This window comes from Paraburkholderia aspalathi (assembly GCF_900116445.1).
In the GTDB taxonomy this organism is placed as follows: domain Bacteria; phylum Pseudomonadota; class Gammaproteobacteria; order Burkholderiales; family Burkholderiaceae; genus Paraburkholderia; species Paraburkholderia aspalathi.
The window spans coordinates 94,917-107,836 of record NZ_FPBH01000001.1 but is presented as its reverse complement, the minus strand read 5'-3'; the positions used below and the strand labels follow the sequence as shown (position 1 = coordinate 107,836).

11 protein-coding genes are annotated in these 12,920 nt (G+C 62.2%); 9 read left to right on the top strand and 2 right to left on the bottom strand.

Annotation, left to right across the window (positions count from 1 at the left end; all coding sequences use genetic code 11):
* Nucleotides 1-32 precede the first annotated feature (32 nt).
* Nucleotides 33-1,724, top strand: a complete 1,692-nt coding sequence (locus BM438_RS00500; RefSeq protein ID WP_244179229.1) for an ABC transporter permease subunit — start codon at nt 33-35, stop codon at nt 1,722-1,724.
* A 26-nt stretch (nt 1,725-1,750) separates the two neighbouring features.
* Nucleotides 1,751-2,656, top strand: a complete 906-nt coding sequence (dapA, locus tag BM438_RS00495; protein WP_093632412.1) for a 4-hydroxy-tetrahydrodipicolinate synthase — start codon at nt 1,751-1,753, stop codon at nt 2,654-2,656.
* A 38-nt stretch (nt 2,657-2,694) separates the two neighbouring features.
* Here the strand turns inward: dapA and BM438_RS00490 are convergent, their stop codons facing one another.
* A complete protein-coding gene (locus BM438_RS00490) occupies nt 2,695-3,528 on the bottom strand; it encodes an IclR family transcriptional regulator (RefSeq protein WP_093632411.1) in 834 nt (277 codons plus the stop codon).
* Nucleotides 3,529-3,641: 113 nt separating this feature from the next.
* On the opposite strand from BM438_RS00490, the gene BM438_RS00485 reads away from it, so the two are divergent.
* Nucleotides 3,642-4,781, top strand: coding sequence for an alpha-hydroxy acid oxidase (locus tag BM438_RS00485; protein ID WP_093632410.1), 1,140 nt, complete (start codon nt 3,642-3,644; stop codon nt 4,779-4,781).
* Nucleotides 4,782-4,792: 11 nt separating this feature from the next.
* Here BM438_RS00485 and BM438_RS00480 read toward each other — a convergent pair whose 3' ends face one another.
* Complete coding sequence (locus tag BM438_RS00480) at nt 4,793-6,292, bottom strand: MFS transporter (protein ID WP_093632409.1); 1,500 nt, start codon at nt 6,290-6,292, stop codon at nt 4,793-4,795.
* 277 nt (nt 6,293-6,569) lie between these two features.
* Between BM438_RS00480 and BM438_RS00475 the strand changes: the two genes are divergently transcribed.
* The 6 genes from BM438_RS00475 to BM438_RS00450 all read left to right on the top strand — a co-directional run bounded on the left by BM438_RS00475 (nt 6,570) and on the right by BM438_RS00450 (nt 12,804).
* Nucleotides 6,570-7,637 (top strand): ABC transporter substrate-binding protein, encoded by a 1,068-nt coding sequence (locus BM438_RS00475; RefSeq protein ID WP_093632408.1) that lies wholly within the window; start codon nt 6,570-6,572, stop codon nt 7,635-7,637.
* Nucleotides 7,638-7,653: 16 nt separating this feature from the next.
* The gene (locus BM438_RS00470) at nt 7,654-8,508 is read left to right on the top strand and encodes an ABC transporter permease (protein WP_093632407.1); all 855 of its coding nucleotides are present in this window, start codon (nt 7,654-7,656) and stop codon (nt 8,506-8,508) included.
* Nucleotides 8,509-8,556: 48 nt separating this feature from the next.
* The gene (locus BM438_RS00465) at nt 8,557-9,441 is read left to right on the top strand and encodes an ABC transporter permease (protein WP_093632406.1); all 885 of its coding nucleotides are present in this window, start codon (nt 8,557-8,559) and stop codon (nt 9,439-9,441) included.
* Nucleotides 9,442-9,523: 82 nt separating this feature from the next.
* Complete coding sequence (locus BM438_RS00460) at nt 9,524-10,402, top strand: ABC transporter ATP-binding protein (protein WP_093632405.1); 879 nt, start codon at nt 9,524-9,526, stop codon at nt 10,400-10,402.
* A 45-nt stretch (nt 10,403-10,447) separates the two neighbouring features.
* Nucleotides 10,448-11,824, top strand: coding sequence for an LLM class flavin-dependent oxidoreductase (locus tag BM438_RS00455; RefSeq protein WP_093632404.1), 1,377 nt, complete (start codon nt 10,448-10,450; stop codon nt 11,822-11,824).
* Nucleotides 11,825-11,856: 32 nt separating this feature from the next.
* Complete coding sequence (locus BM438_RS00450) at nt 11,857-12,804, top strand: TauD/TfdA dioxygenase family protein (protein WP_093632403.1); 948 nt, start codon at nt 11,857-11,859, stop codon at nt 12,802-12,804.
* Nucleotides 12,805-12,920 lie beyond the last annotated feature (116 nt).

Below are 12,920 nucleotides of genomic sequence, written 5' to 3'. Positions count from 1 at the left end.
AAGGCGCACCGCTAGTCGTGCTGCTGCTCGTGATGCTGGTCTATCCGGTCGGCCAGTTGTTGATGCTCAGCATTCACAACGACACCGGCTTCACGCTGATCGAATACAAGCGGCTCTTCGCATCGTCCGTGTATGTGGACGTACTGCTGATCACGCTGAAAGTGTCGCTATGGACCACGTTCTTCTCGGTGCTGACCGGCTATCCGATCGCGTATCTGATCTCGTCGGCAACGCGTGCACGCAAGAACCGCCTGCTGTTCTGGGTGCTGCTGTCGTTCTGGACCAGCTTTCTCGTGCGCACGTTTGCATGGGTCGTGCTGCTCGGGCGCAACGGCGTCATCAATCAACTGCTGCTCAAGCTCGGCATCATCGATGAACCGCTGAGCCTGCTCTATCACTTTTCCAGCGTGATCGTCGGCATGGTGCATGCGCTGATGCCGCTCGCGGTGCTGACCATGCTGTCGGTCATGGAGAACATCGACCGCCGTCTGCCGAGCGCCGCGGCGACGCTCGGCGCGCGTCCCGGCACCGTGTTCTGGAAGGTGTATTTCCCGCTGTCGTTGCCGGGTGTCGCGGCTGGCGCCCTGATGGTGTTCGTCACCGCGATCGGCTTCTTCATCACGCCGACGCTGCTGGGCGGCCGTCATCAAACGATGATCACGCAACTGATTATCGATCAGGTGATGCAGGCGCTGAATTGGGGCTTTGCCGGCGCGATTTCGGTGCTGCTGCTCGCGGTCGTGCTGATCGTCTTTCTGGTGTACGACCGCATGGTCGGCCTCTCGACCATGGCGGGTGAAAGCGCGGGCGCGAAAGGCTCACGTGCGGGTGGCTGGAGCCGCAAGCTCGGCGACCTGATTCTGACCGCGCTCGGTAATGCGACGGACGCCTTGCTCGCCGTCCTGCCCCGCTCACGCAAAGGCCCCAAACGCAGCATGTCCGGCAGCGGCGAAAGCCTGACGCTGCGGGTGATCGTGTTCCTGCTGCTGGTGTTTCTCAGCGCGCCGGCCTTCCTGATGATCCCGCTGTCGTTCGATTCGTCTTCCGGGCTGGCGTGGCCGCCGCACGGATTTTCGCTGCAATGGTATCGGCAGATCGTCGATTCGCCGCTGTGGATGCAGGCGATCACGCGCTCGATGCTGGTGGGTATCGGCACCGGTTTGCTGTCGATGCTGATCGGCACGCCCGCCGCGTTCCTGCTGGTGCGCGGCGGCATGCGCGGCAAGGCGGCCATGCTGGCGTTCGTGCTCTCGCCGATCGTCGTGCCGCGCATGATCATCGCGGTCGGCATCTTCTACTTCTTCGCGAAGATTGGTCTGGTCGGATCGTCACTCGGCCTGGTGCTGGCCCATACGACAGTCGCCGTGCCCTACGTCGTGATCACGATGATGGCCGTGCTGCGCAACTATGACACCCGCCTCGATCTCGCCGCGCAGAGCATGGGCGCGCGTCCGTGGGCCACCCTGCGCCGCGTCACGTTTCCGATTCTCGGCGCGGGTTTAATGTCGTCGTTCCTGTTCGCCTTCGCGACCTCGTTCGATGAACTGACCATCGCCCTCTTCACCTCAGGCGGTCTAAGCACGACCTTGCCCAAGCAGTTCTGGGACGAAATCACGATGCAGATCTCGCCAGTAATCGCGGCCGTCTCGACGTGCCTCTTCATCTTTATCGCCGCGCTCATCTGGGTCGCGGACCGTTTGCGCCGGCGCAGCCTCACCGCCTGAACTCCATTCATTCACCGAGACTCTTTATGCTTTCAGCACAACAATTACGCGGCGTTCTGCCGGCCATTCCGACACCGGTCAACGCCGACGACACGATCGACAGCGGCGCGGCTCGCACGTTGATGCGCTATCTGCTCAAGCAGGGCGTGGACGGCGTCGTGCCGCTCGGCGGTACGGGCGAATACGGCGCGCTGGCGCGTGCCGAACGCATCCGCATGGCCGGTATCGCCGCCGAGGAAGCGGCGGGCAGCATCCCGGTGATCGCGGGCGTGCTCGACCCGGGCTATCACGACGCCATGCAGGCAGGCAAGGAATTCGCTGCAGCAGGTGCAGATGGCTTGCTGGTGCTCACGCCCTACTACACGAATCCGACCCAGGCAGGCATTCGCGACTACTTCCTGCGTTACGCCGACGAATCGCCACTGCCGATCCTGATCTATGAGATTCCGTATCGCACGCGCATTTCGATCGCGCCCGAAGTGCTGCACGAACTCTCGAAGCACGAGCGGATCATCGGTATGAAGGCGTGCAATACCGACATGTGGCACTTCCTGCGCACTGTCGCCGGCGTCGACGAGTCGTTCTCCGTGTTGAGCGGCGAAGACACGTTGTTTCCGCTGCATGTCGCGGCGGGCGCGCGTGGCGGCATCGTGGTGACGGCGAGCCTGTTGCCGAGCGCGTGGCGCAAGATCTATCAGCTCGCGGCCGACGGAAAAACGCGGGAAGCGCTCGCTCTGCACCGCTCGCTAATTCCGTTGATGAACCTGGCGTTTGCCGAAACCAATCCCGGTCCGATGAAATCGGTGATGGATCTGATCGGCGTGCATGCGCCGACGATGCTCGCGCCGCTGGTCCAGGCGGCGCCGGAGTTGTCGGCGAATTTGCGAATCGAACTGGAGAAGCAGCTCGATACCTTCGAGCGGCCGCTGTGACCGCTTAGTGAGCGCCTAGTTGAGCGCCAGGTGACGGCTCAGCGCTGATAGCCCGTGAGCCGCGACTTCGAAATCGACGTTGCGGCCACCTGCACGTGTTGCGCGAGTTCGGCTTCCACTTTCTCACGCGACCAGCGCGAGGTCGGCACCGAGATATTGATCGCGGCGACACCCATGCCGCCGTGATCCGTCACCGGCGCGGCAACGGAAATATCGCCGAGCACGGTTTCGTTCTCGATCACCGCATAACCGCGCCGGGCGACTTTGCGCACCCGCTCGAGCAGTTTGTCGGGATTGGTTTCGGTGTAGTGCGTGAGCGGTTCGAGGCGCGTTTGCGCGAGGATCTCGCGCACGCGGTCGTCGGATAGACGCGAGAGGATCGCGATGCCGGCGGCAGTGAACATGGCCGGCAAACGCGCACCGACCACGATGTCGATATTCACCAAATGCTGGCCCGGAAACCGCGCGACGAACACGATCTCGTGACCGTCGAGCTCCAGCAGATTGGTGGTCTCGCCAAGGCGCCGGCTGATGTCGAGCAGATACGGCGAGGCCTTGTCGATGAGCTCGTTGGCGCGCACGTAGTTGTAGGAGAACTGCAGCACTTTCGTCGTGAGACCGTAGTTGCGCGTGTCGGGAACACGGTATAGATAACCGAGCGCTTCCAGCGTATGCACGAGACGCTGCGTCGCGCTGCGGTCGAGGCCGGACGTCCTCGCGATATCGACGAGCGTCATGTGACGGTTCGGACCGTCGAACGCATGCAAGACCTGAAACGCTTTCGCGGTCGAGCCGACGAACAGCGACGAGCGCGTCGGCTCCGGTTCAGCCGCCTTAATCTTGCGGGCTGTGCCTCTGGCGTGTTCTGACATGGTGGTAGCGCGGCCTTAAAACGGATCGTCAAGACAGATCGAATAGCAGTTATCTCGATTGTAATGCGATTGAATCGGACAACCGCAGCAAATTTGAAGTCTGTGGAGCATTCATGCTTTCATGCGTAGCTGATTACCGGATCGCCGCCCAGAAACGTCTGCCGCGCCTCGCCTTCGACTATCTCGACGGCGGCGCGGAGGACGGCGACGCCTTGCGCCGCAATGCCGAGGCTTACCGCCAGTGGCTCTTCAAACCGCGCGTGCTAACCGACGTGTCGCGCTGCTCGAGCGCCACGCAGTTTTTCGGACGGGAGGCGGCCGCGCCGTTGATCGTCGGGCCGACTGGTTTGAACGGTCTGTTCTGGCCGCGTGCCGACGAACTGCTCGCCCACGCCGCGAGCGAAGCGGGCTTGCCCTTCGTTCTGTCGACAGCGTCCACCTCCCTGCTCGAAGACGTGCGCGCCGCCGCGCCGCGCGGCGACCTGTGGATGCAGCTCTATGTGCAGCAGGACCGCGGTATAGCCGAGGACCTGATGCGGCGCGCGAGCGCGGCAGGCTTTTCCACGCTTGTCCTGACTGTCGACGTGCCGGTCCATGGCAAACGCGATCACGACACACGCAACGGCTTCGCGCTGCCCTTGCGACTGTCGCCGCGGCTCATTGCCGATTGCATCCGCCATCCGCACTGGTGCTGGCAGATGGCGCGCCATGGTTCGCCGCAATTGAAAAACATCGCAGAGAGCGTCGGCGAACGGGCCGATCTGGCGCGTCACGCCGCCATGCTCAGCCGGCAGATGGACTTGACGCTCGGCTGGGCAGATCTCGAATGGGTCCGGCGGCACTGGAGCGGCAAGCTGATCGTGAAAGGCATTCAGGGGCGCGACGACGCATTGCTGGCGCTCGCACGCGGAACGGATGGGATCGTGCTATCGAACCACGGCGGACGGCAATTGGACAGCACGTTCGCGCCGCTCGAACTATTGCCGGAAATCGCCGAGGCTGTGGGGCATCGTCTCGACGTGTTCGTCGACGGCGGCGTGCGGCGCGGCAGCGATGCATTGAAAGCCGTTTCGCTGGGCGCACGCGGCGTATTGCTCGGGCGTGCGCCGCTTTACGGTCTCGCGTCGCACGGCGGCGCCGGCGTCAAGGAGGTACTGGCCTTGATGCTGCAGGAGATGCATATCGCCATGCGCCTGCTGGGATGTAGCGCGCTGACTCAACTGCGGCCGGGCCTCGTCGAGCGCGCCGCGTGATTGTTGGAACGCTACGCCAGCGCCGCGTTTGCTTTGGCCGGCGGCTCCGCGTAGTCCTCGGCGTCAATGTCATAACCCGACGGCTCCCACCGAATCGCCAGCAGCACGAGCAACGAAGTCAGCGGCGCAATCGCGATCAGCCAGAAAACCTTCGTACCGAACGCGGCGGCCAGAACCGGGAATAGGAACAACGAAACCGTCGACGCGGAACGCACCAAGGTCTGATTGAAACCCACGCCGATTCCGCGCAGCGAGGTCGGGTAGCTCAGCGACGCATAGGTCATCGAGTGGGAGCCAGGTCCGAAACCTTGCCCGAATAGATAGCCGCCGAGCAACAGGATCGCAACCACCACGAGCGCGCCATTGCCCGGTTTGCCGATCAACGCGAGGCCGATCAGCGAGGCGAACTGCAGCGAGTGTCCGAGCACGGTCATCTTCCACGCGCCGACGGTCGGCGCGGTGCGCACGCCGATCAGTCCACCCACGAACGCAAATGCCAGATTCAGCGCGAGCGCTGCGATGATCGTCGTAAGCGGCCCCTGATGAAAGAAGCTGGTGATGATCACCGGCAAGCCGAAAATAATCGCGTTGTAGCCGAACGAAGAAGCACTGCCAATCACCGCGGCAAGAATCGTGCGGCGCCGGTAAGTCGCATTGAACAGGACCCCATAGTTACGCCAGGACGCCGCACGCGGTGCTTTGATCGGTGTCGCGCTTCGTTCAACCACTGCGTCGACGCCGTACGAGCGCTTCAGAATGCGCGCGGCCTCCTCGAGATCGCCCTGATTCGCTGCCCAAACAGGCGATTCGCTGATATAGCGGCTGCGCACGAGAATAATCACAATGGCCGGTACCGCACCGAACGCGAGCGTCAGACGCCATAACCAGCCAAGCTGATGCTCCGGCAGAATCGCATACAGCCCGAGAATCAGCAGATAGCAGGTGCTCGTGGCTGCGTACCACGCGGGGCACCACGCAGCCACACTGGCCGCCTTGTTGCCCTTGCCCGCCACCCGCGAGAACTCGGCGAGAAACGCCATCGCCACCGGCAGATCGAGCCCCACGCCGAAGCCCATCAGAAAGCGTGCCCCGCCGAGCACCCACGCATTCGGCGCAAGACCGGCCGCAATCGCCGCCACCACGAAGAACAGCATATCGGCCATAAACACGCGATAACGGCCGATGCGATCGGTCAGATACCCGCCGAACAATGCACCGAGGATCGCGCCGAACGTGATCGCCGACGAGACGAATCCCACCTGAACCGGCGACAGTGAAAACTGGCGTGCGATGTCCTTGATCCCGTAAGCAAGCGACGTCAGGTCGTAAGCATCGAGAAAGACTCCACCCAGGGCGATCGCAATCACGATGCGTGCGTTACTGCCCTTTGCAGCGCCTGCGTTGACGATGCGCGAAACATCTTGCGCACTACGGATGACAGTAGGAGACGCTGTGTTAGCCGCAGGCGCCTGCGGCTCGGCGACGGTCGATGGAAAAGCAACAGTGGACATGATCTCGCGTTCGCATGAATGGCTGAAGCGTCGAATGGTAGCCACGCAATCCATGCCAGCAAAACGACGAATTTAACTATGCAAATCGGGAATCACGCACTTGCACCGCGCTAGTGCCGCACGGACCCTTTCAGGCAACGTGGTTCGAACTACTGCAGATTTTCTTATCAGCAATGATTGGTTGGATTCGAGCGCACGCGAATCTAACGTGTATTGCCAGCTCTCTGCCCATCTGAGCATTTGCACTCCATTCCCTTCCATCGATCGGTATCGCCGAATGCGCTATTTTCGTCTGCTGAAATCTTTTGTTGCCGTGGCGGCCCTGTCGCTTGCCACGGGTCATGCCTACGCTGACAAACCCGCTGTGATCCGGATCGGCGTCGCGCAGCAGGGCACGGGCGATCCACCTACCTTTGGCGGATCACCAGCGGCGACGGTGCAATTGCAGCAGTCGCTCGAAAAGGAATTCGCCGCCGACGGCATCAAGGTCGAATGGCTCTTCTTCAAAGGCGCCGGCCCCGCCGTGAATGAAGCGATCGCCGACAAGTCACTCGACTTCGCCTTTCAGGGAGATCTGCCTGCAGTACTCGCCCGCGCCAACGGCCTGAAGACTCACCTCCTGATCGCCTCGGGCGTGCGTACCGGCATCAAGATCGCCGTGCCCCCGGATTCGGACGTGCGTTCGATCAAAGACCTCAAAGGCCGCCGCGTATCGATTTTTCGTGGCACCAATCTGCAACTGGTCGCCGACAACGCGCTCGCCGCCAATCAGCTCGAAGAGCGCGACCTGCGTGTGATCAATCTCGACACCGCTAGCTCGCTCGCCGCGCTGGCGTCCAAGGGGATCGACGCGTCGGTCAACGATTATCACCTGTACAAACTGCGCGACCAGGGTCTCGCGAAAATCATCTACGAATCGCAGAACGACGGGCCGCAATTCACGCGTCAATCGCATCTGCTGGTACTCGACGATTTCGATAACGCGCATCCGGATGTAGTGCAACGCGTCGTCAACGTGTTCGTTCAAGGCGCGCAATGGTCGTCGGATGAAGCGAACCGCGATGCGCTCTTCAAGCTGTGGGCAAAAAGCGGCGTGCCCTACTCCTCATGGCAGGCCGAGTTCGCGAATCAAAGCCTGAAAGACCGCAATTCGCCGTTGATCGATCCGTTCATCGTCGCGCGTTATAAAGCGGTCGCGGCGGATGCGCTGAAACTCAAACTGATCCGGCAACCCGTCCAGGTCGACGGCTGGTTCGAGACGAAGTATCTCGACAATGCGCTGCGCACGCAAAAACTCGACCACTACTGGACGCGCTACGACGCTGCCGGCAAGCCGCTCAGCTAAAACGGGAGCGATCACGATGAGCGAAACCGCATTTCCGGTCGATAGCGAACGGCTCGGCCACGCTGATGAGGCGCAGCGCGCGCCGCTCTATCGCAATGCGCGCTTGCGCGCCCTCGCCTGGCATCTCGCGCCGTGGGTATTGCCAGTCGTCCTGCTCGCCTTATGGGCGACCGGTTGCGAGCGCGGCTGGATCGCGCCGCAGATTTTGCCGCCACCCGAGCGGGTGTTCGACACCTTTGTCGAACTGGCGAGAAGCGACGATCTCGCAAGCAATACGCTCATCAGTCTCCAGCGCGTGCTGCTCGGCTTCGCTGCGGGCACCCTGGTCGGCTTTGTGCTCGGCGCAGCGTTCGGTCTGTCGCGTACCTTCGAAGCCTATGTGCTGCCGAGCTTCAATGCTTTGGTGCAGATTCCGGTGCTCGGCTGGTTGCCCTTTCTGCTGCTGCTCGTCGGTGTCGGCGAGCCGCTCAAATACATCCTGATCGCACATGCCGCCCTTGTTCCCGTGACATTGAGCACGCTGCAAGGATTCCGCCAGACACCCGCTTCACTCGATGAAGTCGCGCGCGTCTTCGAATACAAGCGCTGGCAGCGGATCGTTTATCTCGTGCTGCCCGCAGCCGTGCCGACGCTCGCCACCGGCGTGCGGCTCGCGTTCACCAAAGCGTGGCTCGCACTGGTGGTCGTCGAACTGGTGGCGTCTTCCGAAGGGCTTGGCTATCTGATCGTCTACGGCCGGCAACTGTTTCAGCTCGACCTGGTGATGGCCTCGGTCGTCGTGGTCGGCGCCATCGGTTACGCGATGAATCGTTCGCTCGACGCACTCGAAGCGCGTTTGCGGCGCGGTCAACCGTCGGCGTTTCGCGAGTGATGGTCATGGCGCCGATTGCCGCCACGCACCGTATATGAGGTATCCACGATGAGTCTTGCTCTCTTCAAGCGGCCAGCCGGATTAAAACAGTCGGCCGATGCGTCTTGCGACTGCGGCAGTAACGTGCCCGCCTCCTTCCAACGCGCGGCGCGACCGCGCCGGTCCCTGCTCTCACGCGTCGACGGGCGCGGCGCCGTCTTGCCCATCGTCGCCATTGCGATCTGGTGGGCGATCTCGGAAGCGCACGTTGTCAAGAGCGGCTTGCTGGTCAGCCCCGCGCAGGTGCTGGCCACCGCCTGGCAGCAAATCGTCAGCGGTGCGCTTTTCAAGGCCCTTTCCGCCTCGCTCGTGCGTGAAGCGAGCGGTTTCGTGATCGGCACGCTAGGTGGCCTGTTGCTCGGCAGCGCGCTCGGCTTCTCGCGGCTTGCCACGCGCATGATTGGCCCGAGCTTCGACACGTTCAAACAGATCTCCCTGTTTGCGTGGATTCCGCTGATTTCCGTGTGGTTCGGTCTCGGCGATGCAGCGAAAGTCGTGTTCCTCTCGCTCGCGGCGTTGCTGCCGGTCGCCGCACACACGTGCGACGGCATTCACGCTGTGCCGCGCGCCTACATCGAGGTCGCGCGTGCATTTCGCTATTCGCGCTGGCAATTGATCCGCGCGGTCATTCTGCCGGCCGCGTTGCCGTCAATCTTCACCGGCCTCTATCTCGCGCTGATCTATTCGTGGCTTGCCACGCTTGGCGCGGAATATCTGCTGGTGGCAGGCAGCGGGATCGGCAATACGCTGATCGACGGCAGCGAGCAATTCCGTATGGACCTGGTGCTGTTCGGCGTGATCGTGGTCGGCGTGACCGGCTGGGCGTTGAACGCGCTGGCGCGCGCGGTGGAACGGGCGATCTTTGCACGCCGTTCGCAGGTGGCCGCTCGATAAGCACGCAGCCGATGTTCACCGGCTATGCGCTGAATTTGCACTGGGTTTGCACTGAATACAAATTACAGATCAAGGTCCGCACATGACTTCTTCCACACTGTCCGACAGCATCGACATTCTTCACGTCAGCAAGCGCTATACGCAACAAGGCGGCACATCGCTCGCGGTGCTCGACGACATCAGCCTGCGGGTGCGCCCCGGCGAATTCGTCAGCGTGCTCGGTTCGAGCGGTTGCGGCAAGTCGACCTTGCTGCGGTTGATCGCGGGACTGGACAGCGATTACAGCGGCGATATTGTCGTTGCCGGAGACAAGGTGCGCGATACGTCGCTCGAACGCGGCATCGTGTTTCAGGATCACCGCCTGTTTCCTTGGCTCACGGCATCGCAAAACATTCTCGCCGCGTTGCGTAACGCGCCGCTGTCGGCACGAGAAAAGCGGGATGCGGTCGCGCAGCACATCGCGCTCGTCGGCCTGAACGGCTTCGAGAATGCGTATCCGCATCAGTTATCGGGCGGCATGGCGCAGCGTGTGGCGATCGCACGCGGCCTCGTGAACCGTCCGCGTGTTCTGCTGCTTGACGAGCCATTCGGCGCGCTCGATGCGCTCACGCGCGGCCGCCTGCAAAACGAGTTACAACACATCTGGGAACACGAACGCATCACGATGATTCTCGTTACACACGACGTCGACGAAGCGCTCTACCTCGGTGACCGCGTCGTTACGATGGCGCCCCGGCCGGGCCGCATCAAACGGATCGCCGATGTCGCTCTGCCGCGTCCGCGCGAGCGTAACGATCCCCGCTTCATTCGTTTGCGCGACGAAGTGCTGGCCGACTTCGCCGAGCACGACGCTGAGCACGACGCCGCGCGCCGCGAACCTCACGACGGCGATACGCCACACGGCGGCACGCGCATTCCAGTAGCGAATCCATCGATCACCGAATGGCGACTCGCCTGGTAACACCCGCGGCCCCCCCATACACACAAACCCTTCGCGGAGACAACGATGAGCGGCGAAAATCGCCAGAAGCGACAGATCAAACTGGGCGCCTTCCTGATGGAGACGGGCCACCATATCGCCGCGTGGCGGCACCCGGATGCACTCGCGAGCGGCGGACTCGACTTCGCGCACTACGCGGAACTGGCGCAGATCGCCGAACGCGCCAAATTCGACACGATATTTTTCGCCGACAGCGTCAGCGTGCGCGACACGAATCTACCCTCGCTATCTCGTACCGCACGTGCCGATCATTTCGAACCGTTGACTCTACTGTCCGCGCTTTCTGTCGTGACGAAACACGTAGGCCTGATCGCCACGGTCTCCACCACATTCAACGAGCCGTACAACCTCGCGCGCAAATTCGCGTCGCTCGATCATCTGAGCGGCGGACGCTCGGGTTGGAATCTCGTGACGTCGAGCACCGAATCCGAGGCGCTCAACTTCAGTTTCGAACGCCACCCGGAGCACGCGGTCCGCTATGAACGCGCGCGCGAGTTCTACGATGTGGTGGCCGGCCTATGGGATAGCTGGGAAGACGATGCGTTTATCCGCGACAAGGAAAGCGGCGTCTATTTCGATCCGGACAAGCTGCACGTGCTCGGTCATAAAGGCAAGCATTTCAAAGTGCGCGGGCCGTTGAACGTCGCGCGTTCGCCGCAGGGGTGGCCAGTCGTCGTGCAGGCCGGCGCATCGGAAGCGGGACGTGAGCTCGCGGCGCAAACCGCAGAGGTGATCTTCGTCGCGCATCAGACACTCGATGAAGCGCAGTCGTTCTATCGCGACGTCAAAGGCCGCCTCGCGAAATACGGCCGCTCGCCGGATCACCTGAAGATCATGCCGGGCATTTTTCCGATTGTCGGCCGTACGCAGGAAGAAGCGGACGCGAAGTTCGCCGCGCTGCAGGACCTGATTCATCCGACGGTCGGTCTGTCGCTGTTGTCGAACATGTCGGGCGGCGTGGACCTTTCCCAGTATCCCGTCGACGGGCCCCTCCCCGAGTTGCCGGAAACCAATGGTGGCAAGAGCCGTCAACGCCTGCTGTTCGATCTCGCGCGGCGCGAAAACCTGACGATCCGCGATCTGTACCTGCGCATTGCCGGCGCGCGCGGCCATCAGCAGGTGGTCGGCACGCCGCAGAGCATCGCGGACCAGTTGCAACAGTGGTTCGAAGAAGAAGGCGCCGATGGCTTCAACATCATGTCGCCGTGGCTGCCGGGCGGCTTGACGGAATTCGCCGAACTGGTGGTGCCGGAATTGCAGCGGCGTGGACTTTTCCGCACCGAATACGAGGGCCGCACGCTACGCGAGAACCTCGGACTCCCGCGACCTGCAAACCGCTATACCACCGAGACAAAACAGGTGCCCGCCGTAGCGGGATATTGACGCAACACGTTCTCTTTCGCGAGGAGCCTCCCATGAGCGCAGCCGCATTGCAGGAAGTACAGTCAATTCAGGTCAATCCGCTTTCCGCGCATATCGGCGCTGAAATTCACGGTGTCGATCTCACGCAGAAACTGGATGCGCGTCAGATCGCGGACATTCGCGCGGCGCTTCTTAAATGGCGCGTCGTGTTCTTTCGCGAGCAGTTTCTGACGCATGAGCAGCATATTGCTTTCTCCACGCAGTTTGGTGAGTTGACTTTGGGGCATCCGGTGTTCGGCCATGTCGACGGTCATCCGGAAATCTATTCGATCTCGAAGTACCGCAAGGCGACCCGTTTCGAGGGTCAAACGCTGCAGCGGCCTTGGACTGGTTGGCACACGGATGTGACGGCCGCGGTCAATCCACCCTGGGCGTCGATCCTGCGCGGCGTGACCATTCCGCCGTACGGCGGCGATACCCAGTGGACCAATCTGGTGGCCGCGTATCAGAAGCTGTCCGCGCCGTTGCGCACGTTTGTCGATGGGCTGCGCGGGCTGCACCGCTTTACGCCACCAGCCGGCGCGAGTGGAACGGAAGCGTTTGTCAAAGCCGTCGAACAACGCATTCTCGTTACCGAGCATCCGCTCGTCAGAGTGCATCCGGAAACGGGCGAGCGGGCACTCTATGTGAGCCCGAGTTTCCTGAAGTCGATTGTCGGCGTGACGCCACGCGAAAGCCAGGTGCTGCTCGAACTGCTCTGGGAACATGTGACGCGGCCCGAATTCACCGTGCGCTTCAAATGGGAGGCCGGCAGCGTCGCGTTCTGGGACAACCGCGCGACGGCTCACCTCGCCCCTACGGATATTTTCGATCTCGACTTCGACCGGCAGTTGTATCGCACGACGTTGGTGGGTGATGTGCCGGTTGGCCCGGACGGTGCTCAGTCTGTCGCGATCGAAGGCTCGCCGGTGAGCGCCGCCGCTGCGGTCGCGTTGAACTGAAGACTCACTGTGACTCACTCAACTCTGGCTGCGCGCTCGTCGGCGTCGACGACGCGCAGCTGAGTTTTTCGATTGTCAGTCGGGCCTCAATTTGTTCGGTGAGCGCGTACTGCTAT

Excerpts from the sequence above, each read along its gene's own strand:
- BM438_RS00490 (WP_093632411.1), bottom strand. The coding sequence starts at position 3,528 with ATGTCAGAACACGCCAGAGGCACAGCCCGCAAGATTAAGGCGGCTGAA.
- BM438_RS00480 (WP_093632409.1), bottom strand. The coding sequence starts at position 6,292 with ATGTCCACTGTTGCTTTTCCATCGACCGTCGCCGAGCCGCAGGCGCCT.
- BM438_RS00500 (WP_244179229.1), top strand. The coding sequence starts at position 33 with ATGCTGGTCTATCCGGTCGGCCAGTTGTTGATGCTCAGCATTCACAAC.
- BM438_RS00450 (WP_093632403.1), top strand. The coding sequence starts at position 11,857 with ATGAGCGCAGCCGCATTGCAGGAAGTACAGTCAATTCAGGTCAATCCG.
- BM438_RS00465 (WP_093632406.1), top strand. The coding sequence starts at position 8,557 with ATGAGTCTTGCTCTCTTCAAGCGGCCAGCCGGATTAAAACAGTCGGCC.
- BM438_RS00475 (WP_093632408.1), top strand. The coding sequence starts at position 6,570 with ATGCGCTATTTTCGTCTGCTGAAATCTTTTGTTGCCGTGGCGGCCCTG.
- BM438_RS00460 (WP_093632405.1), top strand. The coding sequence starts at position 9,524 with ATGACTTCTTCCACACTGTCCGACAGCATCGACATTCTTCACGTCAGC.
- dapA (WP_093632412.1), top strand. The coding sequence starts at position 1,751 with ATGCTTTCAGCACAACAATTACGCGGCGTTCTGCCGGCCATTCCGACA.
- BM438_RS00455 (WP_093632404.1), top strand. The coding sequence starts at position 10,448 with ATGAGCGGCGAAAATCGCCAGAAGCGACAGATCAAACTGGGCGCCTTC.
- BM438_RS00470 (WP_093632407.1), top strand. The coding sequence starts at position 7,654 with ATGAGCGAAACCGCATTTCCGGTCGATAGCGAACGGCTCGGCCACGCT.
- BM438_RS00485 (WP_093632410.1), top strand. The coding sequence starts at position 3,642 with ATGCTTTCATGCGTAGCTGATTACCGGATCGCCGCCCAGAAACGTCTG.